The organism is Caulobacter sp. ALps2 (assembly GCF_058681635.1).
Map to the genome: position 1 here is coordinate 4532797 of NZ_CM178743.1, position 24219 is coordinate 4557015.

Consider the following 24219-nt stretch of genomic DNA (forward strand, 5'->3'; position numbering starts at 1 on the left):
TAGCGACTGCGCGGGGCGGGTCTGAGATCGTATCTCGACCCCTGCCCTGTGCGAGCGTACCCAAACCATGCCCCCGACCACCGGCTATACGGCCGAGCAGCGCTTTACGATCCTGCTGTCGGATGACGATCATGGGGTGCGCCGGTCGATCCAGCTGATGCTGACGGCCCGTGGCTATCACGTGCGGGGATATACCAGCGGGCGCGCCCTTCTGGCCGATCCCCAGTCGTTGTGCGCCGACTGCCTCATCGTCGACTACCGGATGCCCGACATCGACGGCCTGGCGCTTCTCAAGGGTCTCAGGAGTAAGGGCTGGCGGGGCGGCGCCATCATGATCTCCGCCTATTATGACCCGCGGCTGGAAAAGCGGGCGCAAGAGGCCGGCTTTGACGATGTGATCGCAAAGCCGATCATTTTCAGGGCCGTTCTTGACGCTGTGGCGCGACACTCGAATGATCAGCAACGCCTCGCTGGTAGCGCCTGATCGCTCGGAGCGCGCCTAGAGTGAATGGGACTGGGCAAAATAGGTCGCCGCGTCGCGCGCCATCTGGCCCACGCACCACTTGGCGTAGAATGGCGCCAGGAACGGGCCTAGCCAGCGGCCGAGCAGGCCCGGCGGAAGGTTGTAGGCGATCCAGACGCGCAGGTCCGAACCACCAGCGACCGGTGTGATGTCGAAGCCCATCCGGTAGGCGCCGACCACGAGTAGGCGTGGGTGGCCGACCGTTTCCCAGGCCTTGCGGCGCGGCGGCTCGCGCTCCGTCACGACTTCGTCCACGTAGAGGGAGATTCCGAACGCCGAGCCGCCCATCTTGATGTGGGAGCCTATGGCCTGACCGCGCCTCCCATCGAACTCAAAGGTCATGCGGCCGCCGCCCATCATCGGGGAAGGTCGTTCCATGTGCGCGCCCAGCCGAGTCTGATCGTCGAGTCGGGCGAAGACAGCGATCGCCGGCGCCGCGATATGGACCAGGGTCTCTAGGTTTGTCGGCATCGTCGTTCTTCCAGACGGCGAGTCATGAACCACTGCGGGGTCCATCCGACAGGTCGAGCACGACCCGGCCCTCGATCTCGCCGCGACGCATGCGGTCGAAAACTGCATTGATGTTCTCGAGCCGATCGGTCGAGACGGTGGCGCGCACCTTTCCCTCACCGGCAAAGGCCAGAGCCTCTTGCAGGTCCAGCCGCGTGCCGACGATCGAACCGCGGATGGTGATCCCGTTGAGCACGGTGTCGAAGATGGAGAGGGGGAAATCCCCCGGCGGCAATCCATTCAGGGCGACGGCGCCGCCTCTGCGCACCAGGCCCAGCGCCTGGGCGAAGGCCTTTGGCGAGACGGCGGTCACGAGGACGCCGTGGGCGCCGCCGATCTCCTTCTTGAGCACCGCCACCGGGTCGGCGTGGAGCGCGTTGACGGTCACGGTCGCACCAAGAGCGCGCGCCAGGGCCAGCTTCTGGTCATCGATATCGACGGCGGCGACGTTCAATCCCATCGCTCTAGCGTATTGGACAGCCATGTGCCCAAGGCCGCCGACGCCAGAGATGGCCACCCAGTCGCCCGGCTTGGCCTCGGTCATCTTGAGGCCCTTATAGACCGTGACGCCCGCGCACAGCACGGGGGCGATCTCGACGAAGCCGACGTTGTCGGGCAAGTGGCCGACATAGTTGGGATCGGCGAGCACATAGTCAGCGAAGCTGCCGTTCACCGAATATCCGGTGTTTTGCTGCAGTTCGCAGAGGGTCTCCCAGCCGCCGAGGCAATGAACGCAGTGACCGCAGGCGGAGTAGAGCCAGGGCACGCCGACGCGGTCTCCTTCCCGGACATGGGTGACGCCCGCGCCCACGGCGACCACATGGCCGGCGCCCTCATGGCCTGGAATAAAGGGCGGATTGGGCTTGACCGGCCAATCGCCCTGCGCGGCGTGCAGATCGGTGTGGCAAACCCCGGCGGCGGCGATCTTGACCAGGATCTGGCCGGGGCCGACCTGCGGAACCCGCACCTCCTCGATCACGAGCGGCTGGCCGAAGGCGCGGACCACGGCCGCCTTCATTGTCTTTTCCATGGGTGTCCTCAGCAGCCGGTCAGAACAGACCCAGGGGCGCCTCGTCGTAGGAGACGAGGAGGTTCTTGGTTTGCTGGTAGTGATCCAGCATCATCTTATGGTTCTCACGGCCAAAGCCCGAGGCCTTGTAGCCGCCGAACGCGGCGTGGGCCGGGTAAACGTGGTAGCAGTTCGTCCAGACCCGCCCAGCCTGCAGAGCGCGGCCGACGCGGTAGGCGTTGTTGCCGTTGCGCGACCAGACACCGCCGCCAAGGCCGTAGGGCGTGTCATTGGCGATATCGATCGCCTCTTCGACGCTGCTGAACCGCGTCACCGAAAGCACCGGGCCGAAAATCTCTTCCTGGAAGATCCGCATGCGGTTCTCACCGACGAACACGGTCGGTTGGACGAAATAGCCCTGGTTCAGCTCGCCGCCCGGAAGCGCTCGCTCTCCGCCGATCAGGCACTCGGCGCCCTCGGCCTTGCCGATCTCGACATAGCCGAGGATCTTGCGCAGTTGGTCCTCGGAGGCCTGAGCGCCGACCTGAGTGACCGGATCCAGCGGGTCGCCCTGACGGATGGCCGCGACGCGGCCGAGCGCCCTTTCCATGAACCTGTCGAAGATCGATTCATGCACCAGCGCGCGTGATGGGCAGGTGCAGACCTCGCCCTTGTTGAAGGCGAACAGCGCAAACCCCTCCAGGGCCTTGTCGAGGAAGCGATCGTCCTGATCCATCACGTCGGGCAGGAAGATGTTGGCCGACTTGCCACCGAGTTCCATCGTCTGGGGGATCAGATGGTCGGCGGCGTAGTGCATGATCTGGCGCCCGGTCGTCGTCTCCCCGGTGAAGGACACCTTGGCGATCCGCGGATTCTCCGCGATCGCGCGACCGACGGTCCCGCCGGGACCCGTCAGGACGTTGAGGACGCCCGGCGGCAGGATGTCAGCCGTCAGTTCGGCGAACAACAGCAGGGTCAGCGGCGTCTGAGAGGCAGGCTTGATCACGGTGCAGTTGCCCGCCGCCAGCGCCGGGGCGATTTTCCACGCCGCCATCAGCAGCGGGAAATTCCACGGGATGATCTGGCCGACCACGCCGAGCGGTTCGCGGAAATGGTAAGCGATGGTGTTGTCGTCGATGGTCGAGATGGCGCCTTCCTCCGCTCGGATGCAGCCGGCGAAATAGCGGAAGTGGTCGATCGCCAAGGGAACGTCGGCGGCGCGCGTCTCGCGGATGGGCTTGCCGTTGTCGATCGTCTCGGCGAGGGCGAAGAATTCGAGATTGTCCTCCAGCCGGTCGGCGATGCGGTTGAGCATTCGGGCGCGATCCGAGGGCGAGACCCGGGCCCAGGCCGCCTTGGCGCCGTGAGCGGCGTCGAGGGCGAGTTCCACGTCTTCAGGCCCGGACGATGCGAAGGTGGCGATGGCGCGGCCATTGATTGGGCTATGGTCGGTGAATGAGGCGCCGCCGAGCGGCGCGACCCATCGTCCACCAATCCAGTTGTCGTAGCGCTCGCGGAAGAGCGGCGTGGATTTGACGGTCTTGATGGCTTGCTCGAACATGACGCCGCTCCTCCAATGGTGAGATCGAACGGTATTTGTCAGCCAGGCGGGGAGTGAATAGGTAGAGTCCGCAGAACTCACCCCCCAACCTTGACTTAAGAAAAGCCCGCATCCCGATCACCGGGGCGGGCCTTTCCTCCTCATCAACGCCGTTTTACATGTGGTCTTTCATCGGCATGGGCGCGTCCGGCTTATCAGCGGGCATGGCGGGCATGGCGGGCATCGTCTTGCCCTTGCAGCCGGAGCCGTCGCTGCAGCCCATCTTCATGCCCGACGAGGCCGGCGGGTCCTTCTTGGGCGGCATGCCAGCCATGTTCGCCATGCCCGCCGCATGGTCCTTCATCATCTGTTCGTGCATCTGGTCGCCGCCGTGCTGCATCCCTTGCTGATGCTGCGGGGTCGGCTTGGCGGCGGCGGCCGGCTTGGCCGGCATGGGCATCTTCATGTCGTCGTCGGCGTGTGCCGCCGATCCCAGCGCAAGAAGGCTGAGGGCGGCGATCAAGAGTGACGTCTTGCGCATTGGGTTTCTCCAAGAAAAAGGGGCCGTTCTAGGCTGAGGGAGCATGGTTTTCGCCCTCGGCCAGCTTGCGGTCAGCATGCGTGGCGGCGATCGGCGGCCATATACGTGGAGTTCACATCGACGATGCTCGTCCTACCGTTCGTCGCCAGAGCAACGGCGGCGAACCGGCCGTCGCCTCTCAACGACTGGTCATCGCCATCATCGCGCAGCTGGCCGCACAGTCGCGGCAGCTGGCCGCGCATCGCTGCATCCGCACATCGTCGAAGCCGGCGCAGTCCTTCGAACAGGCCTCGCAGGCCTTGGCGCAGGCCTCGCAGAGGACCGTATGGATCGGCGATCCCCGCATCATCGACGTCGCCGTCGCCTGGCAGAGGTCGGCGCAATCCAGCAAGATCGCGATATGGCCCGGGGCGGCGTGGGCGCCGCCCTTCTCCAGGCTATGCCGGGACGTCTCAATGCACAGACGATAGGTGGCGAGGCAGGCGTCGATGCAGGCCTGCATCGACATGGCGCCCTGACCAGGGGCCATGGTCGTGGGCTGGGCCCGGGCAGCGGCGGCAACGGCGGCGAGCGCCAAGCTCGAGACGAGAAGTCCGCGTCGGTCTTGCATAGGGTGTCTCCGATCAGGTTGACGAGGCGGCGGCGGGCGGCGTCGACGATGCTCCAGGCCTGCGCCCCCTGGTCGCCCCCGGTGCTTGGGACGAAGCCGCGACGGCCTCCCGGGCCATGCGCGTGTCCTGCCAGGGCCAATGGCCGTTGATCTCGACCCCGAGCGAGATGCTGAGGAAGGTGCGCACCAGAACGAGTCCGGCCAGCACGATCAGGTCATCGAGGGTGGGGTTGATGACCAGCGATTTGACGATGTCGCCCGCGACCAGGAATTCGAGACCGAGCAGGATGCTGCGGCCCAGGGCCGAGCGGAACGGGCTGTAGGCCTCGGAATGGTCGGCGCGCCAGGCGCGCTTGAGGAACAGGAAGGTGGCCAGGGCGGCCCCGGCCAAGATCGTCAGGGCGCCGGCCAGTTCGAGGACGACCACGGCCAGCTTGAAGAAGGCGCTGAGGATGTCGCCGGTAAAATCAGTGGTGATCATACCAGCCTCGCTTGCGGATGTTGTTGAAGCTGTCGGTCGTGTGACAGGCGGAGCATTGATCGACGCGCGCCTTCTCCCCGGCGACCCGTTGCGACACCATGCTAAAATGCATCATCTGGTGACTGGGCGGCGGCTTGTGGCATTCGGAGCATTGGGTCGAGTTGACCGAGGGATGCCGATACCCCTCGACGCGCCAACTGGTCACGCTGTGGCAACTGGCGCAGGTCTCTCCGAACAATCCCTGGTGCGGGTCCCGGATCGAATGGCAGCTGGCGCAGTCCAGGCCGGCGGTCCCGGCATTCCTGGCCACCGCCGGAATCCCCATCGGATGCTTCCAGACCTTCGGATCCAACAACGCCGGATGGTTCATGCGGGCGAGACTACGGCCGCCGTCGTGCTCGACGTGGCACGATGTGCACTCGGCGACGGTCGCGTGGAACTGGGTCGACTGCTTGCCGCCGAAATCCTGCCCGGCATGGCAGCTCAGGCAGGTTTTCGTCTCCACGCCCTTCAGCGGCGTGTGGCAGGTCGTGCATTGACCGGCGAAGGTCTGGTGGGCTGCGGAGAGCGGCCCTGGTGAAACAAGACCTTCGATCATGCCGCTGTTGGCCGGCGTATTCGTCCGCATGACCGCCGGCAAGCCGACCACAACGACCAGCAGCGCCGCGATGAACAGGCCATAGAACAGCGTCGATCGCTTCATAGCCAACGCAGCCCGTAATAGAGGGCCGCCCCGACGTGGAGCAGGATCAGCCCATACAGAATGACCCCGGCCACGATATGCAGCAGGCGCCACTTGGCGAACAGCGAACTGGTCGCGGCTTCCGCCCGAACGGCGTATTCGCTGTCCGACAGCGCGGCGGCCAGCGTCGCCTTGTCGGCGGGCGCCGGCGCCGCGGGCGGGTCACCCGGCCTGAACAACAAGCGGGCCAGCCGACCGAGTTGGCGCGGCGGCGGCTCCACGCCCGTGGGCGGCGGCGGCAGGTTCAGATAGGCCGCCTTGAGCGAGGCCAGCTCGGTCTTGCGCCCGCGCAGCGCCCGCGCCAGCTCGGCCAGGAGAAATCGGCCAACGAACCCGCTCAGGACGGTGAGCAGCAGGAGGCCGGTCAGCATCACCCCGAGGGGACTGTCGAGCTTGTGCGCCGCGTGAAGCAGGGCGAGCAGCGGCGCGAGCACGCCGGCGTAGACGTGGACCGCCAAGAGGGTCGGCTTGGCCACAAATCTCGACAGGAACCGGTCGACAGCGCCGATGTGCTTGGCCGCCACATAGGGGAGCGTCAGCAACATCATCAGCACGGCGAGAACGCCAAGCATGCCGCCGGCGAAGCTGCCCGGAAACCGCGACGAGACGTGGATCACGAACCCCAGCGGGAAGACGAGGATGAAGCCCGCGAGCAGCGCCACGAGGATGTCGCCACGCTCGCGCATCAGGCTTCGACCACGAGCGGCTTGCCGGTCGTCTTAGCCTGGCAGGCGAGGATGTAGCCCTGGACCTTGTCCTCCGGCGCGAGGCCGGACTCGACGGCCATGGTGACCTCGCCGTCGATGAGCTTGGTGACGCAGACGCCGCATTCGCCGACACGGCAGGAGTAAGGAATCTCGACTCCCGCGCCTTCGGCGGCTTCGAGCACCGTCTGGGTGGCGGGCAGCGGCGCCGAGACCCCGGAAACCGAAAAGGTGATGGTGGCAGCTAAGGTTTCCGCCCCCCCTGCGGGCGGCGGCGTTGGCGTCGGGCCGGGCTTGCCCACGGCCGGGGCGACGGTCGCGGCTTGGGCCGGCGGCTCGAGCGGATCGATCGGCAGGGACGCCGGCCCGAACGCCTCGGTATGGAGCTGCGCCTCGGGGACGCCAAGCTCGGCGAGTTGGGCCTTCATGGCCGCCATCATGGCCGGCGGACCGCAAAGGTGAATGCGGCGGCGCGCGAGGTCCGGGACCGCGCTGGTGAGCATCTCCTTGGTGATCGGCCCTTCGGCCCCATGCCACACGGTGCCGGGCGCCCGGTGCATGGCGGCGAAGACGTGCAGGTTCTCGTGGCGGCGTTCGAGGCGCTCGATGTCCTCGCGGAAGGCAAATTCTTCGGTCGACCGTGCGCCGTAGAGGAAGAAGATCTCGCCTGGCCAGGCGGTGTCAGTGAGATAGCGCAGGACCGACATCATCGGCGTGATCCCGACGCCGCCGGCGATGAGCACGACGCTGTCAGCGTCGGTCCCCGTGAAGGTGAAGGCGCCAAAGGGGCCAGAGATTTTGACTAACTCTCCGACCTTCACGTGATCGTGGAGAAAGCGCGAGACAGCGCCCTGCTCTTCGCGCTTCACGGAGAGTTCGACATGGGCGCGCTGGGTCGGGGATGAGGCGATGGTGTACGACCGGCGCGCGGTCTTGCCAGGCTCGGGCTCCACCTCGACCTGGAGAAACTGCCCGGGAAGAAAGTCGAACGGCAGCCGGTCGGCGGCCGGGTCGGCGAGCCGGAAGGTCAAGATGGTCGGCGTTTCGCGCAGGATCTGCGCGACTCGCAACGCGCCGGTCCAGCTTCTTGGCTTGCGCGGCGTCGCGCCGGACGGGTCCAGGGCGCTGCTTGGGGCCACTGCCTTCGCCCCGCCTGGAGCGACTGTCGCGGCCGGAGCCGGCGCGGCGGCTTTTCGGTCGTTTCCAGCCGCGGCCGAGACCGCCGTGGCGCCTGGCGCAGCCGGCGCCCCGGCGACGATCTTGCGGATGCGTTGCAGGCGAAACAGTTGCAGGGCGATGAGGCTGGCGCTGACGGGCGTCAGAAACAACATCAGCAGCAGATGCGCCGGCGAAATCCCGAACGGATGGGCGGCGTGCTCGCCCGACAGGACCGTGCCGACCGAAAGCTGCGTCCGGAACCAATTGGTCGCAACGTTCGGTCCCGAGGTCTCGCCTTCCAGAGCGCTCTTCGCGGCCGCGCTGCTGGCGTAGAGATCGGCGCCCTCTCGAAGCTTCCGCGCCGCCGCCGCACGGGCGGTCGAATTGGAGGCGTGCATGCCTTCGGCGGCGCCCTCGCCCGCGAGGACAAGGCCGTTGTGGACCCGCGCCTCCGTGTCTCGCGCCAGCGCTTGGCGGGCCTCAGAATCGAGGCCTGGTAGGCCCAGCAGGCGCGAGAAGAACGGACCGTTGTTCTGGCCGGGGCCGCAACAGCCCGCCATCTGGTCCATCTTCTCCATCATCCCCCCCATCCCCGCCATGGCGGCGTCCTGGGGCGCGCCCGCCCCCGGCATGGCGGTGGTTGGCATGGCGGGTGTCGGCATGGCGGAGGCGGACGCGGGCGCCATCGCGCCAGGCGCGGCTGGGTCGGCGGCCACGGGATGATGGGCGGCGTGCTCGTCAGCGTCCTGCGCCGGCGCCGGCGCCGCGGCGGCGGCGACGACGACCAAAAGCGCGACCGCGAGCAGACCTGAAAGGGTTGTCGGTAAGCGCATCGATGGCCCCCGCCCCCCAAGGCTCACATGTGCTTCATCGGCGCGGGCGGGCTGTCGGCGGGCGGCGGCGCGTCGGGCTTGGCGGCGCCCGCGCGCATGTCGGCATGATCCATCGCCTGTTTGTGATGATGTTCCATGTCGGCGACCTCGTTGCCGGTCCCATCGGCGGGCTGGGCCGACGCATCAGCGGGCGAAGGCGGCGGCGTCGATCCGACGGGGTTCGTCGTGCTCGCGGTAGCGGCCGCCGGTGTGTTGGCGGTCGAGGTTGAGCTGTCGCGGTTGCAGCCGGCGAGTGCGAGTCCCGCCATGACCGCCACGCCGCTGATCAGCAGCGATCGGCAGTTGCCGTTGATTGTCATCAAGGTCTTCCTTTTGCGAACGTGTGGTCCGGGTGACCAGAGCGCTGATCACCCGGCGCCGATCATTTCGACTGCCGCAGGATCTGCCGGCAGCGATCGTGCGAGAGGTTCATGGGGTTGCGCCCCTGTCCCTTCATCTCCGAGTGATCGTGTCGGTCGGCGACCCCCATATCGCTCTCCATCTGACGACAGCTGGCGATCTGGCTCTCGGTCGGCGCCGTGGTGGCGCAAGCGCTGAGAAGCGTGGCGGCTGCAAGGGCTGCAGCAATTGCATAAGTCTTCATGGTCATTCCTTCGCTGTCAGGTTTCACGGTTCTTCTCCCCCCTCGTCGTTTCTGGCTTCGCCGCGGCGCGGGCGCGGGGCCTCGCCGAAATGAAGGCCAGGATCGGGCAGTCGCGGGTTGGGGCCTCGCCCGGACACGCCGCAGCCAGCCCCTCTAAAATCGTCCGGATACGGTTGAGCTCATCCACGCGCGTCTCCGCCTGGCGGATCTTGTCGCACGTGATCGCGAGCACAGCCGTAGCTCTGGCGGTGTCAGACGTCTGTAGGGTGAGAAGCTCGCTGGTTTCGGCGAGCGTGAAGCCCAACCCCTGTCCCGAACGGATGAATCTGAGCCGGAGAAGATCGTCGTCGCCGTAGAGCCGATAGCCCGCGCCCGACCGACCCGGCGAAAGCAGCAAACCCGTCCGTTCGTAGTAGCGAATGGTGTCGCGGCTGACACCCGCGGCCGTAGCCAGTTCGCCGATTTTAAACTTTCCCATGGCATCCGCCCCTTCTGCAGGTTGGACCGTGGTCCAAGGTCAAGCGAGGCATGCGGGGTTTGCTCAAGGTTTCTGAGCTAGGGCCCCGGTCGATGTCCTGCTCGGCGGAAGGGGGGGCGGACGCCGCCCCCCGATGGATCAGTTGCGAACGAGTTCGACGATGTCGTGCTTGGCGGCGGCGCCGTCGGCGACGCGCACATGGGCGAAGTGTTCGTCGAAGACATGGTCGATCGTCACGTGGCCGACGAGATCACGGCGATACGACGGGGGACCCTTTGCTGGGCCCGGAAGGGTCTTGACCCGATAGACCTCCAGGCTTTGGCCAACTTCAGCCCCATCGGCCTTGCCGATGCAGATGACCGTACCGGTGCTGTCGGCCTGGACGATCGAGCCCCGCATGAAGAAGGTGTGGCCGATGCCCTGGGCCAGGACGGGGGTGGCGGCCAGCATCGCGACGCCAGCCAGAGCCGCTACGATCGACTTTTTCACGATTGTCTCCTTTGAAGTTGAGCCGCTCGGAGAGACCGAGGGGAATGAGGTTTCCTTCCCCACCAGGACTAAGGTCCCGGGTCCCGGGTCTGAATACGTAGATGTCACATCGCGTATTTTTCGAGGATCTCTTCAAATGGCGCCGGCGAGCCTCACCGATCTTTCAAGCTGCTTTCGCCGGTGGTTTCGTCGTCGCCAATGGTCGTCGCCAAAGGGAGCGCGTCGGCAACGGGCCACGACTGCGGGTAAGGCTCCGGGCAGGAGCTCGATGGTCCGCGGCGTCACCCACCCAACTGCAGTACGCGCCAGCGCGTAGCCCCGCCCAGCCAGGTGCGCGTCGGCCGGTTGGGCAGGTCTGCGGCGCGAACCTTCCCATAATGGGCAAGGTCTTGAAACCAAAGGCGATTCTCAAGCTGTTAGGTAGTTCGGCGCTAGGCTTGGCCATGACCGTCGGCCCAGCGCCGCAACACCAGGCCCGATGACCATGCCGCTGAACCTCAAATCCCTCACCAGCCTGCGGTTCTTCGCCGCCATGTGGGTCGTGGCCTATCATTTTTGGCCCAACCTCGGCCTGGCCATGCCCGCCGTAATCGCCAAGGGCTATCTGGGCGTTGAGCTGTTCTTCGTGCTCTCTGGCTTCATCCTTTGCCACGTCTACCTGGAAAATTTTGGCCAGGGTCGGTTCGACTACCGCGAGTTCCTCTGGGCTCGCCTGGCGCGGATCTATCCGGTTCATCTGGCGGTTCTGTTGGGCTTGATGCTGCTGATCGCGACGGCCGCCATGATGGGCGTTTCGGCGGGCGACAAGCTGCTGATCTGGCCATCCCTGCCAGCCCAACTGACCCTGACCCAGGCTTGGGGCCTGTCGCCGCTGGGCGGCTGGAACCATCCGTCCTGGTCGATCTCCGCCGAATGGTTCGCCTATCTGAGCTTCCCGGTCTTCGCGTTCGTGGCCTGGCGGCTGATCAGCCGGCCAAGACTGGCCCTGGTCCTGGCTTTGGGCTTGGTGGTGGCGCTCAATATCGGCTTCCCGGCCGTCGCCGGCTTTCCCCTTACCAAGGCTACCTTGCTCTGGGGAGCCCTGCGGATCGTGCCGTGTTTCGCGCTCGGCTGCGCGATCTGGCTGGCCTGGCGCGCTGATCTGGTCACCGGCAAATCCTCGGGCCTCGGCCTGACTCTCATGGCGCTGTCCGGCGTCGTGGCCGCGGCGCTCTTGCAGGCCCCGGACTTTGTCGCCGTGGCGCTGTTTGGCGCGCTGATCCTGGGTCTGGCGGCGATCTCCACCTCAGGCTCGTCATTCCTGGCCCAACCGGCCCTGGTCTATCTCGGCGAGGTCAGCTTCGCCGTCTACATGGTCTGCATTCCTTGGGAGTCGGTCTTCACCCAAGGCCTGGGCAAGGTCATCGGGCTGGAGCCCTCCCATATGCCCATAGGCTTGTGGCTGGCGCTCTATGTTGGGGTCATCCCCGTGGCCATGGTCTTGCATCACGCCGTCGAGCGGCCGATGCGCACGCTGATGCGCCGCCACGGTCCGCCCTTCGGCCGCGCCAGGGCGGCGAGCCCCGCCCCGGCCAACGCCTGATGACGGGGTCGCGTAAACAGACTAGGGTGAAGCCATGCTGAGACATGCGCTCGCTTTCCTGGCCGCCATGGCCGTCGCGTTCAGCCCGCTGGCGGTCAACGCCGCGCAGGCTGATTGCGACATGGCCGGCATGGACATGAGCGCGATGAGCATGACGATGCCCGCCGCTGAAACCGCCCCCGACACCGCCCAGCCAGACCCCTGTTGCGACCACGGCAAGGCGATGTCGGCCAAGGACTGCGCCAAGGCCTGCGCCACCAGTTGCGCGCTGGCGGTCGGGGTGCCCGGCGACGCGGCGATCAGCCATTCGCCGATCGTCTACCGCGTCGAGGTCAGTTGGTCCAACACCAGCGGCCAGACCCACGATCCCATCCCGGAAGATCCTCCTCCAAGATCGCTGATCTAGCGACCGGCCAAGCGCCGGTTTGACGCTTCCGCGCCCGCCGTCGTGCATCCCACACCCGGCCAAGCGCGCGGTCGCTTGCCCGCTCGCGGGCGCTTCAGATCACGATTTTCAAGGAACGATTCCATGACTCTTCGCACCACGATGCTGGCCGCCTTGGCCGCCGGCCTGACCTTCGCCGCCTCGGCCGCCCTGGCCGCCAAGCCCGCGCCTTGCAGCCACCTGCAGGCCCAGTCCCCGCCGTCCAATCCCAAGGACGTTTTCCGGACCGCCCTGCGCATCTGCGACATGCCGGCCAACTGCGGGATGATGTCGATGATGGCCGGCCCGGCTTCCCCGGCCAAGCCGGAAGCCACGGGCCCGACCCGCTAGGATCGGCTGAACCGGGCGGCGGGCGATCCCCCCCGTCGCCCGCTCGGTCGGCTCCGGCGGACTGGCTGCAACCGCTCCGCCGGAGCGCCTCTCCCCTTCTCGCGCGGCGGCCGACGCCGCGCGCTACGCGACAGGATCTTCTGTTCAATGCGCTTCATACTGCTTCTGGCGGGCAGCCTTAGCCTGGCCAGCGCGGCCCAGGCTGGCCCTCTGACCTTCGAAGCCGCTCAGCGGCTGGCCCTGCAGTCACCGGCTCTGGATGGAACCGCCGCCGATCTGGAGGCCGCCAAGGCCCAGGGACGGGCGGCCGGCAAGTTGCCCGATCCCAGGTTACGGCTGGGTCTGGACAATGCCCCGATCTCCGGACCGCCGGCCGGGACGTTCGGCGGCGACAGCATGACCATGGTCAGCGTCGGCTTGATGCAGGATCGGCCCAGCGCCGCCAAGCGCGAGGCCGCGCGTCGAGCCGCTTCGGCGGAGGTCTCGACCGCCGGCGCCCGCCAGGCGCTGGTGGCGCGCGAGACGCGGCTGGCCGTCGCCCTGGCCTGGATCGATCTCTACTACACCGACCAGAAGCTGGCCGCGCTCGCCGCGGTCGAGAAAGCGATCACGCCGCTGCGCGACACGACGCCGGCTGCCTTGACGGCTGGCGACGCTCGCCCGGGCCAGACCCTGGAAGCGCAACAGAAGCTGGCCCTGCTGGCCGATCGGCGCAGCGAACTGCTGGCCGACCGCGCCCGCGCCGCCGCCGAACTGACCCGCTGGACCGGAGAGCCAGGGCCACAACCCATCGGACCGGCGCCCGATTTTCCCATCGACCCCGAGACGCTGCGCGCCGGCCTCCCCAACCATCCCAGCCTCATGGCGCTGGATGCGGCGCGCCAAATGGCCGGAGCCCAGCTGGCCCAGGCCCGCGCCGAGGCCCATCCCGACACCAGTTGGGACATCGCCTATCAGAAGCGCGACGGCGCCTACGGCGACATGGTGTCGCTAGGAGTTACCTTCGGCCTACCGCTGTTTGGCCAATCCCGGCGCGAACCGCTAATCGCCGCCCAGAGCGCGCGGGTTCGCGGCGCGGAGAGCCAGAAGGCGGCGGGCGCGCGCCAACTTCTCGCCGCGCTGGAGAGCGACCTCGCAGACCACCAGATGCACCATGAGCAGTTGGCGAGGGCCCAAGAGACCTTGGCGCCGCTGGCCCAGCAGCGCGCCGACCTGGAGACCGCCAGCTACGGCGCCGGCCGCGCCAGCCTGACCGACGTGCTCGGCGCTCTGCTCGATCTGGCCGAGACCAAGCTTTCGATCCTCGACCGCCAAGCCCTCGTCACGCGCGACAGCGCCAAGATCAACCTGACCTATGGAACCGCGTCATGAGCCGCGCCACAACCCTTTCGCCCCGATCCCTGATCGCGGGCGCCGCCGCCATCTCCCTTCTGGCTGCGGCCGGGGGCTATGGCCTGGGCCAGTGGCGCAAGGCGCCCGTCCCGGCGGCGGGCGATGCGCCCGGCCGCAAGGTTCTCTACTGGTATGATCCGATGGTGCCGGCCCAACGCTTCGACAAGCCGGGCAAGTCGCCGTTCATGGACATGCAGCTGGTCCCCCGCTACGCGGACGAAGCCGCGAGCGCGGCGTCGCCTGGCGTGGCCGTCGATCCGCGCGGCGCCCAGACCCTGGGCCTGCGTTTGGCCCGCGCCGAGATGACGCCGCTCGCCTCTGGCTTGACCGTCCCGGGGTCGATCGACTTCAATCAGCGTGACCTGGCCATCGTCCAGACCCGAACCGCCGGCTTCGTCCAGCGTGTCTATGGCCACGCCCCCGGCGACATCGTCGCGGCCGGCGCGCCGATCGCAGACCTGCTCAATCCCGACTGGGCCGGCGCGCAGACCGAATATCTGGCCGTGCGCCGCATCGGCGATCCGCGCCTGACGGCTGCGGCGCGCTCACGCCTGGTCTTGGCCGGGATGAGCGAGCCCTTGATCGCTGCGGTCGAGCGCGGCGGCAGGGTCCAGCCGATCTCCACGGTGCGCGCGCCGATCGGCGGGGTGATTCAGACCTTGGACGTCCGGGCCGGCATGAGCCTGACCTCGGGCCAGACCCTGGCGCAGATCAGCGGCCTGTCGAGCGTTTGGCTGATCCTGTCGGCCCCCGAGGCCCAGGCCGGACTGATCAAGATCGGCCAGGCGGTTTCCGCCCAGTTGGCCGCCTTTCCTGGCGAGACCTTCAACGGCCGGGTCAGCGCCATCCTGCCTTCCGCCCAAGTCGACAGCCGCACCCTGCAGGTACGGGTCGAACTGGCCAATCGCGACGGCCGGCTGCGGCCGGGCATGTTCGCCACGGCCAGCCTCGGGAGTGATGCGGCGCCGGTCCTGACCGTCCCCAGCGAGGCGGTGATCCGCACCGGCCGTCGGGACTTGGTGATGCTGGCCCAGGGCGGCGGCCGCTACCAGGCCGCCGAGGTCCGTGTCGGTCGACAGGCCGGCGGTCGCACCGAAATCCTCGGCGGCCTGAAGGCTGGCGATCAGGTCGTGGCCTCCGGCCAGTTCCTGCTCGACTCGGAAGCAAGCCTCGCCGGCTTGGAACCCAGGCCGCTGTCGGCGGATGAACCGGTGAACTCAATGCCGGCGGGTCCGGCCACGAAGTCCGCCGCGCCGGCGATGAAGTCGGCGCCGGCCGCCGCCAAGGCGCTGTTGCAAGCGGAGGGACGCATCGAGGAGATCACCGCCGACACCATCACCCTGAGCCATGGACCGGTGCCGGCGATCGGCTGGCCGGCGATGACCATGACCTTCAAGCTCGATCCGCCGACCCTGGCGCGAGGGTTGAAGACGGGCGACCAGGCCGCGTTCGGTTTCGAGCAGCGCCCAGACGGTCCCGTCGTGCGCAGCCTTCACCGCGCGGAGGCCAGCCGATGATCGCCGCCGTCATCCGCTGGTCCCTGGCCAATCGCTTCTTCGTGCTGCTCGGCGCCCTGGCGCTGCTGGCCGGCGGGCTCGTGGCGCTGCGCGAAACCCCGCTCGACGCCCTGCCTGATCTCTCCGACGTGCAGGTGGTGATCCGCACGCCGGCACAGGGCCAAGCCCCGCGCCTGGTCGAGGACCAGATCACCTACCCCCTGGCCACCACCATGTTGTCGGTGCCAGGCGCAAAGACCGTGCGCGGCTATTCCTTCTTCGGCGACAGCTTCGTCTATGTGCTGTTCGCCGACGGGACCGACCCCTATTGGGCCCGTTCGCGCGTGCTGGAGTCGCTGAGCCAGGTGCAAAGCCGGCTCCCGGCCGGAGCCCGACCGGCCCTGGGTCCTGACGCCACCGGCGTCGGCTGGATCTTCGAATACGCCCTGGTCGATCGCACCGGCCGCCATGACCTCAGCCAGCTGCGATCCTTGCAGGACTGGTTCGTGCGCTATGAGCTCAAGACTCTGCCGGGCGTGGCCGAGGTGGCCAGTATCGGCGGCATGGTGCGCCAGTACCAGGTGGTGCTCGACCCGCAGAAGCTGGCGGCCTACGGGGTCACCCACCAGGCCGTGGTCGAGGCGCTGAACCGGGCCAACCAAGAGGCCGGCGGCTCCGTCGTCGAGATGGCCGAGGCCGAATACATGGTTCGGGCCAGCGGCTATCTGAGCAGCCTGGACGACTTCGCCGCCGTACCGGTCAAGACCGCCGCCGGCGGCGTGCCGATCGCCCTGGGTCAGGTCGCCACGATCCAGATCGGACCGGAGATGCGCCGAGGGGTCGCCGAACTCAATGGTCAGGGCGAGGTTACCGGCGGCGTGGTCGTTCTGCGCTCGGGCGAGGACGCGCGCGCCACGCTCAAGGCCGTGCAGGACAAGCTGAAAACGCTCAAGGCCAGCCTTCCGCCCGGGGTGGAGATCGTCACCACCTATGACCGTTCGGGTCTGATCGACCGCGCTATCGACAACCTAAAGTCCAAGCTCATCGAGGAGTTCATCGTCGTCGCCCTGGTCTGCGCGCTCTTCCTTTGGCATCTGCGCTCGGCCCTGGTGGCGATCATCGCCCTGCCGCTGGGCGTGCTGGCCGCCTTCATCGTCATGCGGGCCCAAGGGGTCAACGCCAACATCATGTCGCTGGGCGGCATCGCCATCGCCGTCGGGGCCATGGTCGATGCGGCCGTGGTGATGATCGAAAACGCCCACAAGCATCTGGAGCGCTGGACGCACGACCATCCCGGCCAAACGATCGGGACACAGGAGCGCTGGGACGAGATCGCGACCGCCGCTGTCGAGGTCGGCCCGGCCCTGTTCCTGAGCCTGCTGATCATCACCTTCTCGTTCATCCCGGTCTTCACCCTGCAGGGCCAGGAGGGGCGGCTGTTCGCGCCGCTGGCCTTCACCAAGACCTATGCCATGGCGGCCGCGGCTCTGCTGTCGATCACCCTGATCCCAGTGCTAATGGGCTATCTGATCCGCGGCAGGATCCCGGCCGAGACCGCCAATCCGATCAATCGGGCGCTGAGCGCGCTCTACGCCCCGGCCCTGGACTGGGTGCTTGGGCGTCCGCGCACCACGCTGGTCATCGCCGCCCTGGTCTTCGCCACCACCCTGGTCCCGCTGTCGCGGCTGGGCGGCGAGTTCATGCCGACGCTGAATGAAGGTGATCTGCTCTATATGCCGTCGGCCCTGCCGGGCCTGTCGGCGGCCAAGGCCAGCGCGTTGCTCCAGCAGACCGATCGGCTGATCAAGACCGTGCCCGAGGTCGACAGCGTGTTCGGCAAGGCCGGCCGCGCGGAGTCGGCGACCGATCCGGCCCCGCTGGAGATGTTCGAGACCACCATCCGCTTCAAGCCGCGCGATCAATGGCGCCCCGGCATGACCCCGGAAAAGCTGGTCGAGGAACTGGACCGCACGGTGGCGGTTCCGGGCCTCTCCAACGTCTGGGTGCCGCCGATCCGCAACCGCATCGACATGCTGGCCACCGGCATCAAGAGCCCGATCGGGGTCAAGGTGTCGGGCGCGGATCTCGCCCAGCTCGACCGCGTCGCCCAGCAGATCGCCCAGGTCGCCAAGACCGTGCCGGGCGTCAGCTCGGCCCTGGCCGAGCGGCTGGCAGGCGGGCGGTATGTCGATGTCCGCATCGACCGGGCCGCCGCCGGCCGCTACGGCCTCAACATCGCCGACGTCCAGGCTATCGTCTCGGGCGCGATCGGCGGCCAGACGGTCGGCGAGACCGTCGAGGGCCTGGCCCGCTATCCGATCAGCGTGCGCTATCCGCGCGAGGTGCGCGGCGATCTTGAGGCCCTGCGGGCGCTGCCGATCCTCACCCCGTCCCTGCAGCAGATCACCCTGGGCACCGTGGCCAAGGTGGTGGTCAACGAAGGGCCGCCGATGCTCAAAAGCGAGAACGGTCGGCCGACCACCTTCGTCTATGTCGACGTGCGCGGCCGCGACCTGTCTTCGGTGGTCGCCGATCTGCAGCGGGCGGTGGCCAAGGACGTCAGACCGGTCGCCGGCGTGACCATCAGCTATTCCGGACAGTTCGAATATCTGCAGCGCGCGGTCGAGCGCTTGAAGATCGTCGTACCGGCGACGCTGCTGATCATCTTCGTGCTGCTGTACCTGACCTTCCGCCGCTTCGACGAGGCGGCCCTGATCATGGGCGCCCTGCCCTTCGCCCTGACCGGCGGTTTCTGGGCGCTCTATCTGCTGGGCTTCAACCAGTCGGTGGCCACCGGGGTCGGCTTTATCGCCCTGGCCGGGGTCTCGGCCGAGTTCGGGGTGGTGATGCTGATCTATCTCAAGCAGGCCTTGGCCGAGCGCCAGGGTGTTCTGAGCGACGCCGACCTCAGCCAAGCGATCCGCGAGGGCGCCTTGTTGCGGGTCAGGCCCAAGGCCATGACCGTGGCGGTGATCCTGGCCGGTTTGATGCCGATCCTCATCGGCCACGGCGCCGGCTCGGAAGTGATGAGCCGGATCGCCGCGCCAATGATCGGCGGCATGCTCAGCGCGCCGCTGCTGTCGATGTTCGTGGTGCCGGCCGCCTATCTGCTCATCGAACGTCGGCGTCTTAGTCGACCTCGCGGCCCCACCATTGCTCACGGATAGCCGGCTACCCGCAGCATGGCCCGCCATCCCCGGCCTGGATCGGCGGGCAGGCGACGTCGCCGTAAGAGCAGTAGACGCAGCAATCGCCCGGCTTTGGCTTGAGCACCACACCGCAACCCTTGCAGTCGTAGAAATACTGGCAAGCGTCCGTCGGCATGGTTTCGGTCTCGCGATGGCCGCAATGCGGGCAGGTCAGCGTGGATTCAAGCGTGATCGGTTTGCCGGTCATGCGCGAGCGCTCCGGATAAGGGCCAAGGCCCAGGGCTCGATGACCGGGCGCCAGGCCAAGGCGAGGAGAACAAGAAGCGTCGCCGCGCTGAGCAGGCCGATCGCCAGCCGCGACGGCGCGCGGTCAGCGCAGTCTCCGCGACGCGGCCGGCTCCGCCGCCAAGTCACGATCCAGCCGGCGACGATCACGCCAAGCGCCGCGAGCGTGAGCCAGACGCGTTGGCCGGCGACCCAGCTCAAACCGCCCAGCCCCAAACCCGCCAACGCCAGGGACATAGGCAGAACGCAGCACGCGGACCATGCGAAAACGGCCCCGAACGCGGCGAGAACCGCCGCGCCGCTCAAGGTGTTCTCCGCTACGCGGCGGGTCCTGTCGCCGATCTCGGGGCGAGGATCGCTTTTGGTCGTCATATCGTCGTCTCCTGGCGCGTGCGCCAGCAGGATGCCATCTGTAGCGGCTACAGACTCAAGCCCCAATCGCAAGGCCCTCCGATGTCCCCACAAACGATACAGATCGGCCAGCTATCCCGCCTCACCGGCTGCAACATCGAGACGATCCGCTATTATGAGCGCATCGGCCTGATGCTGACGCCGCCACGCAAGGGCCGCTACCGAAGCTACGGCGATGGTGACGTGGCGCGTCTGGGTTTCGTGCGTCGCGCCCGGCAGTTGGGCTTTACCTTGGAGACGGTGCGCGTGCTGCTGGACCTCTCGGCTGGGCCGCAGGGCGCATGCACCGATGTGCGAGACCTTGCGGCGGCGCACCTGAATGACGTGCGTTCGCGGATCACGGATCTGAAGCGGATGGAAGCGGTTCTGACTTCCTCGGTGCAAGCCTGCGACGCCGGGCGCGAGTCCGGCTGCCCGCTGATCCAGACGCTTTATGCGAAGCCTGTCGCCTTGCAGGCGTGACGGCCGCCCCGGCCGACTTGGTCGTCCACGCCAAAGGTCGGGGTGGCCAAGGCGGTCAAGCCGGAGTCACACGATAGCCGGCGGCGGCAATCGCTGCCGATATGCCGTCCGAAGCTGCGGCCGTGGCAATTTCCAGTCGTCGCCCTGCGATATCGGCCCGAACCTTGGCATGGGCGTCCACGCCGCGCACGGCCTTGGTGACGGTGGCGACGCAATGGCCGCAGGTCATGTTCTCGATGGTGTAGCGAAGCATCTTGTTCGTCCTTGTTCGACTTCGCTGCAACAGATGGGGCTTCCCATCATGGCAAGGTCAAGGGGCGTCTCGCCGAAATCCTGGCTGAGGGATCGGCCTTGGCCGGCGCGTATCTCTCTGGCGCAGGACGGCCCTCCCCGGTCGATCCGCCCGACTGGAGACCAAACCGATGAAGACCTTCCTCGCCGCCGGCGCCTTGGCCTTGGCGCTCACCGGACCCGCCCTTGCTCAGTCCGACATGAAGATGGGCGATATGAAGATGGGCGACATGGCGGGCATGAAGCATGACGCCGCGCCTGCTCCGGCCAAGACGGCCGACGGTCAGGGCGTCATCAAGGCGATCGACGCCAAGGGCGGCACGGTGACCCTGCAGCACCAACCGATCCCGGCGCTGAAGTGGCCGGCCATGACCATGAAGTTCAAGGCCGCTCCGGACGTTCTGAAGTCGTTCAAGGTCGGTCAGGCCGTCAATTTCAAGCTCAAGCCGATGGGCGCTGCGGCCGAAGTCGTGGCGATGTCGGCCAAGTAACGTCTCGGGACGGTTCGCCCGGCGCATCAACGCGGCGGGCGAACAGGTCCGGTGGCCGGTGACGGCACCGCGGCGCGCGGTGGATCGGCGACCTTGAGGTTGACGTTCGCGGCCTTGGTCGGTTCGCCGACGGGCTGAAGGGTGAAGGCCAGCACCCAGTCGCCGGTCATGGGCAGGTCGGCGCGGAACCGAAGCTGGTCATAGTCGAGCGAAGGCTCGAAGAAGGCGGGAAACACCGCTGTTCCACGCCCCGAGGTCAAGCTGACCGTGGCGTCGCGCGCCGACAATCGCGGCATGATGCGGGCGGGTTCGACGGGAGTGACTTTCACCATAATGGTCGTCGCCACGCCGCGGGTCAGGTTTGGCGAAACGGCCTCGAACCTGTAGTCGGCGGCGTGGCCTGCCAGCGGCCCCGCCATCAGGCAGACGCCCGACAGCCAGGCCAGAGGCCGCTTCACCGGAAGCCCCGGGACGGAGCTGGCTCGCGCCGTGGCGGCGCGCCCGAACCGAGGTCGGCCAGGATCGGGCAGTCGGGCCGATCATCGCCAGCGCAATCGCGAGACAGGTCGCGTAGCGTGTCGGCCATGGCCCGCATCTCCACGATCTTGGCCTCCAACGCTTGGACATGCCCATCGGCGATCGCCTTGACCTCGCGGCTGGGACGGACACGGTCGCGCCAGAGCGACAGCAGGTGAGCGATCTCCTCGACCGAAAACCCCAGCGAACGGGCGCGGCGAATGAATCGCAGCTCATTGACCTCGCGTTCGCTGAAGCTGCGATAATTGCTGTCGGTGCGGCCGGCGGGCGTGATCAGTTTGATCTGCTCATAGTAGCGGATCATCTTGGCCGAGACCCCGGACGCCTTGGCCGCCTGTCCTATGTTCATGCGTGCGTGTTCCTTGGCTTGGCGGCGGGCAGAGGCGAGGTGAAGGCGCGCAGGCGCAAAGCGTTGGACAGGACGCTGACGCTGGACAGCGCCATCGCGCTGGCCGCCACCATCGGCGAAAGCGACAGACCAAAGGTCGTCGCGAGCGCGCCCGCCGCCACCGGGATCAGGACGACGTTGTAGCCGAAGGCCCAGACCAGGTTCTGGCGGATGTTGCGCAAGGTCGCCCGGCTCAGCGCCAAGGCGTTGACCACGCCGCGCAGATCCCCGCCCATCAGCACGACGTCGGCGCTCTCGATGGCGATGTCTGTCCCCTGCCCCATGGCCAGGCCGACATCGGCGCTGGCCAGGGCCGGCGCGTCATTGACGCCGTCGCCGACGAACGCCGTCGCGCCATAGAGGGCGCGCAGCGCCGCGATCGCCTCGGTCTTGCCCTGGGGCAGCACCTCGGCCACGACCTCGTCGATACCGAGGATCTTGGCGACCGCCTCGGCGGTGCGGCGATTATCGCCGGTGATCATCGCCACCTTCAGGCCCTGGGCGTGCAGGGCGGCTATGGCGGCCGGCGCGGTTTCGCGAATGGGATCGGACACCGCGAGAATGGCCGCCAGTCGTCCGTCGAGCGCCACATAGAGCGGGCTCTTGCCGGCGTCCCCTAGGCGGGCGGCGTCTCTGGCGAAGGGCCCGACGTCCAGCGCCAGGCGCAGCATGTAGCGATCGGCGCCGATCTCGACGCGGTGGCCGGCCACGATCCCTTGCGCTCCAAACCCTGGCGTCGAGGCAAAGTCGCTCAACGCGCCGAGCGTCGCGCCTTCGGCCTTGGCCGCGGAGACGATGGCCTGGGCGATCGGGTGCTCGGAACGCGCCTCGACCGCCGCCGCCAGGCCCAGGACCTCGCCCCGGCCAAACCCTTCCGCGAGGATCAGATCGGTCAGTTCGGGCCTGCCTTTGGTCAGGGTGCCGGTCTTGTCGAGCGCCACGACCTTGGCGTCCTGCAGCGCCTGCAGGGCTTCGCCACGGCGGAACAGAACGCCCAGCTCGGCGGCTCTGCCGGTCCCGACCATGATCGAGGTCGGCGTGGCCAGACCCATGGCGCATGGGCAGGCGATGATCAGCACCGCCACCGCGTGAACGAGCGCCAAGCCCAGGGCGGGCGACGGGCCGAACACCAGCCAGGCCAGGAAGGTCGCGACGGCCACGGCGATGACGGCGGGCACGAACCAGGCGGTGATCTTGTCGACCAAGGCCTGGATGGGGAGTTTGGAACCTTGCGCGGCCTGGACCATGCGCACGATCTGGGCGAGCAGGGTGTCGCCGCCGACCTTGGTCGCCTTGAACCGCAAGGCGCCGGTGGTGTTGACCGTGCCGCCGACCACCAAGGCCCCGACGGACTTCTCGACCGGGATCGGCTCCCCGGTAATCATCGCCTCATCGACGAATGACACGCCATCGATAACGACGCCATCGACCGGGAGGCGTTCACCAGGACGGACCAGCACCAGATCGCCGGGCACGACCTCGCCGATGGCGACCTCGACGGCCTGGCCATCGCGTTCGACCCGCGCGGTCTTGGCTTGCAGGGTCATCAGCCGCTTGATCGCCTGGCTCGTCGCGCCCTTGGCCCGGGCTTCGAACCATCGACCCATCAAGATCAGGGTGACGATGACCGCGGCGGCCTCGTAGTAGACGCCGTCCGTCCCGGCCGGCAGCAGGCCCGGCGCCAGGGTCCCGACCAGCGAATAGCCGAAGGCCGCGCTCGCGCCGAGCACGACCAGGCTGTTCATGTCGGGCGTCAGGCGCAGCAGGTTTGGGACGCCCCTGCGATAGAAGCGCAGTCCAGGCCCGAACAGCACGATGCTGGCCAGAACCAGGCTGATCAGCCGCCAGGCTTGCTCGCCTAGCGTCGCCGCCAGCAGATGGTGGGCGCCTGGGACGAAATGGCGGGCCATCTCGACGACGAAGAGCGGCGCGGTGGCCAGGGCGGCGATCAGAACCGCGCGCTTGAGGCCAGCGATCTCCGCCTCGCGGGCCTTGGCTTCGTCGTCGCCGGCGTCGCCGCTGGCGTCTGGCGCCAGGCTCGCCGTGTATCCCGCCTCGGCAACTACCTTGATCAGCGCATCGGGGTCCAGAGCGCCGCGCGCGCCGCTGACGCTAGCCCGTTCTGTGGCCAGGTTGACCACCGCCCGCTCAACCCCAGGCGCCTTCAGCAACGCCTTTTCGACGCGAGAGACGCAAGATGCGCAGGTCATGCCGACAATGCGCAGATCGATCGTCTGATCGACGAGATCATAGCCGGCCTGGCGGATCGCGGCGCCGATCGCGATGGGATCGCCGCCTTCAACGTGAACGCGCTCGGCCGCGAGATTGACGCTGGCGGACGTCACGCCCGGCACGGCGGCAACCGCCATTTCGACCCGCCGCACGCAGGACGCGCAGGTCATTCCGACCACGGGCAGGTCCAGGATGTTGAGGTTTTGGTCGGGCATCGACTGTCTCCTGTTCTCGATGCCCAGCTTTGTGATCCCTCCCATCATGGGAAGGTCAAGGCGGTATTTGGCGGCGCCCGAGAGGTGTACGCGCCGGCCCAGGGCTTCCCCTCATCGGAAGGTTTCTCTGCAAGTCGAAAAACACTCACCACACACACGACAGCCGATCCAAATCATCCAATCTATGCCTACAATGATGGGAATGTTCGATGGATGTATGTGCGCTCGTATTCGGCAACGAATACCTTCGAT

28 protein-coding genes are annotated in these 24219 nt (G+C 67.5%); 9 read left to right on the forward strand and 19 right to left on the reverse strand.

Annotation, left to right across the window (positions count from 1 at the left end):
- Positions 1–67: 67 nt before the first annotated feature.
- On the forward strand, positions 68–484 hold the full coding sequence (locus ACW173_RS21235; RefSeq protein WP_012286375.1) for a response regulator: 417 nt from the start codon (positions 68–70) through the stop codon (positions 482–484).
- A 15-nt stretch (positions 485–499) separates the two neighbouring features.
- Here the strand turns inward: ACW173_RS21235 and ACW173_RS21240 are convergent, their stop codons facing one another.
- The 13 genes from ACW173_RS21240 to ACW173_RS21300 all read right to left on the reverse strand — a co-directional run bounded on the left by ACW173_RS21240 (position 500) and on the right by ACW173_RS21300 (position 10261).
- Positions 500–994, reverse strand: a complete 495-nt coding sequence (locus ACW173_RS21240) for an SRPBCC family protein (RefSeq protein WP_012286374.1) — start codon at positions 992–994, stop codon at positions 500–502.
- 22 nt (positions 995–1016) lie between these two features.
- Complete coding sequence (adhP, locus tag ACW173_RS21245; RefSeq protein ID WP_012286373.1) at positions 1017–2063, reverse strand: alcohol dehydrogenase AdhP; 1047 nt, start codon at positions 2061–2063, stop codon at positions 1017–1019.
- 19 nt (positions 2064–2082) lie between these two features.
- The gene (locus ACW173_RS21250; RefSeq protein WP_012286372.1) at positions 2083–3603 is read right to left on the reverse strand and encodes an aldehyde dehydrogenase family protein; all 1521 of its coding nucleotides are present in this window, start codon (positions 3601–3603) and stop codon (positions 2083–2085) included.
- A gap of 154 nt (positions 3604–3757) precedes the next feature.
- A complete protein-coding gene (locus ACW173_RS21255; protein WP_012286371.1) occupies positions 3758–4123 on the reverse strand; it encodes a hypothetical protein in 366 nt (121 codons plus the stop codon).
- A 178-nt stretch (positions 4124–4301) separates the two neighbouring features.
- Positions 4302–4733: a four-helix bundle copper-binding protein gene (locus ACW173_RS21260; RefSeq protein WP_012286370.1), complete on the reverse strand. Its 432-nt coding sequence runs from the start codon at positions 4731–4733 to the stop codon at positions 4302–4304.
- Positions 4734–4746: 13 nt separating this feature from the next.
- On the reverse strand, positions 4747–5214 hold the full coding sequence (locus ACW173_RS21265) for a DUF1622 domain-containing protein (RefSeq protein WP_012286369.1): 468 nt from the start codon (positions 5212–5214) through the stop codon (positions 4747–4749).
- Positions 5201–5917, reverse strand: coding sequence for a cytochrome c3 family protein (locus tag ACW173_RS21270; RefSeq protein WP_012286368.1), 717 nt, complete (start codon positions 5915–5917; stop codon positions 5201–5203). The genes ACW173_RS21265 and ACW173_RS21270 overlap by 14 nt, the downstream gene beginning before the upstream one ends.
- Positions 5914–6642: a hypothetical protein gene (locus ACW173_RS21275; RefSeq protein WP_012286367.1), complete on the reverse strand. Its 729-nt coding sequence runs from the start codon at positions 6640–6642 to the stop codon at positions 5914–5916. The genes ACW173_RS21270 and ACW173_RS21275 overlap by 4 nt, the downstream gene beginning before the upstream one ends.
- On the reverse strand, positions 6642–8651 hold the full coding sequence (locus ACW173_RS21280; RefSeq protein ID WP_012286366.1) for a 2Fe-2S iron-sulfur cluster-binding protein: 2010 nt from the start codon (positions 8649–8651) through the stop codon (positions 6642–6644). Before ACW173_RS21280 ends, ACW173_RS21275 begins: the two co-directional genes overlap by 1 nt.
- Before the next feature lie 23 nt (positions 8652–8674).
- Positions 8675–9010, reverse strand: a complete 336-nt coding sequence (locus ACW173_RS21285) for a hypothetical protein (RefSeq protein ID WP_012286365.1) — start codon at positions 9008–9010, stop codon at positions 8675–8677.
- Between the two features lie 62 nt (positions 9011–9072).
- Positions 9073–9321, reverse strand: coding sequence for a hypothetical protein (locus tag ACW173_RS21290; RefSeq protein ID WP_492082046.1), 249 nt, complete (start codon positions 9319–9321; stop codon positions 9073–9075).
- A complete protein-coding gene (locus tag ACW173_RS21295) occupies positions 9311–9772 on the reverse strand; it encodes a heavy metal-responsive transcriptional regulator (protein WP_012286363.1) in 462 nt (153 codons plus the stop codon). Before ACW173_RS21295 ends, ACW173_RS21290 begins: the two co-directional genes overlap by 11 nt.
- Before the next feature lie 138 nt (positions 9773–9910).
- Positions 9911–10261 (reverse strand): hypothetical protein, encoded by a 351-nt coding sequence (locus tag ACW173_RS21300; protein ID WP_012286362.1) that lies wholly within the window; start codon positions 10259–10261, stop codon positions 9911–9913.
- A 478-nt stretch (positions 10262–10739) separates the two neighbouring features.
- Here ACW173_RS21300 and ACW173_RS21305 point away from each other — a divergent pair, with 478 nt between their 5' ends.
- From ACW173_RS21305 to ACW173_RS21330, 6 genes are all read left to right on the forward strand, one after another.
- Positions 10740–11843: an acyltransferase family protein gene (locus ACW173_RS21305; RefSeq protein WP_492082047.1), complete on the forward strand. Its 1104-nt coding sequence runs from the start codon at positions 10740–10742 to the stop codon at positions 11841–11843.
- 34 nt (positions 11844–11877) lie between these two features.
- Positions 11878–12249, forward strand: a complete 372-nt coding sequence (locus ACW173_RS21310; RefSeq protein WP_012286360.1) for a hypothetical protein — start codon at positions 11878–11880, stop codon at positions 12247–12249.
- A gap of 123 nt (positions 12250–12372) precedes the next feature.
- Positions 12373–12618 (forward strand): hypothetical protein, encoded by a 246-nt coding sequence (locus ACW173_RS21315; RefSeq protein WP_099578332.1) that lies wholly within the window; start codon positions 12373–12375, stop codon positions 12616–12618.
- 147 nt (positions 12619–12765) lie between these two features.
- Complete coding sequence (locus ACW173_RS21320) at positions 12766–13989, forward strand: TolC family protein (protein ID WP_012286358.1); 1224 nt, start codon at positions 12766–12768, stop codon at positions 13987–13989.
- Entirely contained in the window at positions 13986–15527 is a 1542-nt protein-coding gene (locus ACW173_RS21325) for an efflux RND transporter periplasmic adaptor subunit (protein ID WP_012286357.1), read from the forward strand. Before ACW173_RS21320 ends, ACW173_RS21325 begins: the two co-directional genes overlap by 4 nt.
- Complete coding sequence (locus ACW173_RS21330) at positions 15524–18673, forward strand: efflux RND transporter permease subunit (protein ID WP_012286356.1); 3150 nt, start codon at positions 15524–15526, stop codon at positions 18671–18673. The genes ACW173_RS21325 and ACW173_RS21330 overlap by 4 nt, the downstream gene beginning before the upstream one ends.
- 4 nt (positions 18674–18677) lie before the next feature.
- Here the strand turns inward: ACW173_RS21330 and ACW173_RS21335 are convergent, their stop codons facing one another.
- Both ACW173_RS21335 and merT read right to left on the reverse strand, forming a co-directional pair.
- Entirely contained in the window at positions 18678–18902 is a 225-nt protein-coding gene (locus tag ACW173_RS21335) for a GDCCVxC domain-containing (seleno)protein (RefSeq protein ID WP_012286355.1), read from the reverse strand.
- Positions 18899–19312 carry a mercuric ion transporter MerT gene (gene merT / locus ACW173_RS21340; RefSeq protein WP_041538976.1) on the reverse strand — a complete coding sequence of 138 codons (414 nt, stop codon included), beginning with the start codon at positions 19310–19312 and terminating at the stop codon, positions 18899–18901. Before merT ends, ACW173_RS21335 begins: the two co-directional genes overlap by 4 nt.
- An 81-nt stretch (positions 19313–19393) precedes the next feature.
- On the opposite strand from merT, the gene ACW173_RS21345 reads away from it, so the two are divergent.
- Positions 19394–19813, forward strand: a complete 420-nt coding sequence (locus tag ACW173_RS21345) for a MerR family transcriptional regulator (protein ID WP_012286354.1) — start codon at positions 19394–19396, stop codon at positions 19811–19813.
- 55 nt (positions 19814–19868) lie between these two features.
- Here the strand turns inward: ACW173_RS21345 and ACW173_RS21350 are convergent, their stop codons facing one another.
- The gene (locus ACW173_RS21350) at positions 19869–20066 is read right to left on the reverse strand and encodes a heavy-metal-associated domain-containing protein (protein ID WP_041538975.1); all 198 of its coding nucleotides are present in this window, start codon (positions 20064–20066) and stop codon (positions 19869–19871) included.
- 169 nt (positions 20067–20235) lie between these two features.
- Here ACW173_RS21350 and ACW173_RS21355 point away from each other — a divergent pair, with 169 nt between their 5' ends.
- Complete coding sequence (locus tag ACW173_RS21355; RefSeq protein ID WP_492082048.1) at positions 20236–20595, forward strand: copper-binding protein; 360 nt, start codon at positions 20236–20238, stop codon at positions 20593–20595.
- A 26-nt stretch (positions 20596–20621) separates the two neighbouring features.
- Here ACW173_RS21355 and ACW173_RS21360 read toward each other — a convergent pair whose 3' ends face one another.
- From ACW173_RS21360 to ACW173_RS21370, 3 genes are read right to left on the reverse strand one after another with little or no spacing between them, the layout of a single operon-like run.
- Positions 20622–21053 (reverse strand): hypothetical protein, encoded by a 432-nt coding sequence (locus ACW173_RS21360; protein ID WP_012286351.1) that lies wholly within the window; start codon positions 21051–21053, stop codon positions 20622–20624.
- The gene (gene cueR, locus ACW173_RS21365) at positions 21050–21481 is read right to left on the reverse strand and encodes a Cu(I)-responsive transcriptional regulator (RefSeq protein ID WP_012286350.1); all 432 of its coding nucleotides are present in this window, start codon (positions 21479–21481) and stop codon (positions 21050–21052) included. The genes ACW173_RS21360 and cueR overlap by 4 nt, the downstream gene beginning before the upstream one ends.
- The gene (locus tag ACW173_RS21370; protein ID WP_492082049.1) at positions 21478–23967 is read right to left on the reverse strand and encodes a heavy metal translocating P-type ATPase; all 2490 of its coding nucleotides are present in this window, start codon (positions 23965–23967) and stop codon (positions 21478–21480) included. The genes cueR and ACW173_RS21370 overlap by 4 nt, the downstream gene beginning before the upstream one ends.
- Positions 23968–24219 lie beyond the last annotated feature (252 nt).

Excerpts from the sequence above, each read along its gene's own strand:
- ACW173_RS21260 (WP_012286370.1), bottom strand. The coding sequence starts at position 4,733 with ATGCAAGACCGACGCGGACTTCTCGTCTCGAGCTTGGCGCTCGCCGCC.
- ACW173_RS21350 (WP_041538975.1), bottom strand. The coding sequence starts at position 20,066 with ATGCTTCGCTACACCATCGAGAACATGACCTGCGGCCATTGCGTCGCC.
- ACW173_RS21345 (WP_012286354.1), top strand. The coding sequence starts at position 19,394 with ATGTCCCCACAAACGATACAGATCGGCCAGCTATCCCGCCTCACCGGC.
- ACW173_RS21305 (WP_492082047.1), top strand. The coding sequence starts at position 10,740 with ATGACCATGCCGCTGAACCTCAAATCCCTCACCAGCCTGCGGTTCTTC.
- ACW173_RS21255 (WP_012286371.1), bottom strand. The coding sequence starts at position 4,123 with ATGCGCAAGACGTCACTCTTGATCGCCGCCCTCAGCCTTCTTGCGCTG.
- ACW173_RS21295 (WP_012286363.1), bottom strand. The coding sequence starts at position 9,772 with ATGGGAAAGTTTAAAATCGGCGAACTGGCTACGGCCGCGGGTGTCAGC.
- ACW173_RS21355 (WP_492082048.1), top strand. The coding sequence starts at position 20,236 with ATGAAGACCTTCCTCGCCGCCGGCGCCTTGGCCTTGGCGCTCACCGGA.
- ACW173_RS21325 (WP_012286357.1), top strand. The coding sequence starts at position 13,986 with ATGAGCCGCGCCACAACCCTTTCGCCCCGATCCCTGATCGCGGGCGCC.
- ACW173_RS21370 (WP_492082049.1), bottom strand. The coding sequence starts at position 23,967 with ATGCCCGACCAAAACCTCAACATCCTGGACCTGCCCGTGGTCGGAATG.
- ACW173_RS21235 (WP_012286375.1), top strand. The coding sequence starts at position 68 with ATGCCCCCGACCACCGGCTATACGGCCGAGCAGCGCTTTACGATCCTG.
- ACW173_RS21330 (WP_012286356.1), top strand. The coding sequence starts at position 15,524 with ATGATCGCCGCCGTCATCCGCTGGTCCCTGGCCAATCGCTTCTTCGTG.
- ACW173_RS21310 (WP_012286360.1), top strand. The coding sequence starts at position 11,878 with ATGCTGAGACATGCGCTCGCTTTCCTGGCCGCCATGGCCGTCGCGTTC.
- ACW173_RS21240 (WP_012286374.1), bottom strand. The coding sequence starts at position 994 with ATGCCGACAAACCTAGAGACCCTGGTCCATATCGCGGCGCCGGCGATC.
- adhP (WP_012286373.1), bottom strand. The coding sequence starts at position 2,063 with ATGGAAAAGACAATGAAGGCGGCCGTGGTCCGCGCCTTCGGCCAGCCG.
- merT (WP_041538976.1), bottom strand. The coding sequence starts at position 19,312 with ATGACGACCAAAAGCGATCCTCGCCCCGAGATCGGCGACAGGACCCGC.
- ACW173_RS21320 (WP_012286358.1), top strand. The coding sequence starts at position 12,766 with ATGCGCTTCATACTGCTTCTGGCGGGCAGCCTTAGCCTGGCCAGCGCG.
- ACW173_RS21270 (WP_012286368.1), bottom strand. The coding sequence starts at position 5,917 with ATGAAGCGATCGACGCTGTTCTATGGCCTGTTCATCGCGGCGCTGCTG.
- ACW173_RS21280 (WP_012286366.1), bottom strand. The coding sequence starts at position 8,651 with ATGCGCTTACCGACAACCCTTTCAGGTCTGCTCGCGGTCGCGCTTTTG.
- ACW173_RS21315 (WP_099578332.1), top strand. The coding sequence starts at position 12,373 with ATGACTCTTCGCACCACGATGCTGGCCGCCTTGGCCGCCGGCCTGACC.
- ACW173_RS21275 (WP_012286367.1), bottom strand. The coding sequence starts at position 6,642 with ATGCGCGAGCGTGGCGACATCCTCGTGGCGCTGCTCGCGGGCTTCATC.
- ACW173_RS21285 (WP_012286365.1), bottom strand. The coding sequence starts at position 9,010 with ATGACAATCAACGGCAACTGCCGATCGCTGCTGATCAGCGGCGTGGCG.
- ACW173_RS21335 (WP_012286355.1), bottom strand. The coding sequence starts at position 18,902 with ATGACCGGCAAACCGATCACGCTTGAATCCACGCTGACCTGCCCGCAT.
- ACW173_RS21250 (WP_012286372.1), bottom strand. The coding sequence starts at position 3,603 with ATGTTCGAGCAAGCCATCAAGACCGTCAAATCCACGCCGCTCTTCCGC.
- ACW173_RS21265 (WP_012286369.1), bottom strand. The coding sequence starts at position 5,214 with ATGATCACCACTGATTTTACCGGCGACATCCTCAGCGCCTTCTTCAAG.
- cueR (WP_012286350.1), bottom strand. The coding sequence starts at position 21,481 with ATGAACATAGGACAGGCGGCCAAGGCGTCCGGGGTCTCGGCCAAGATG.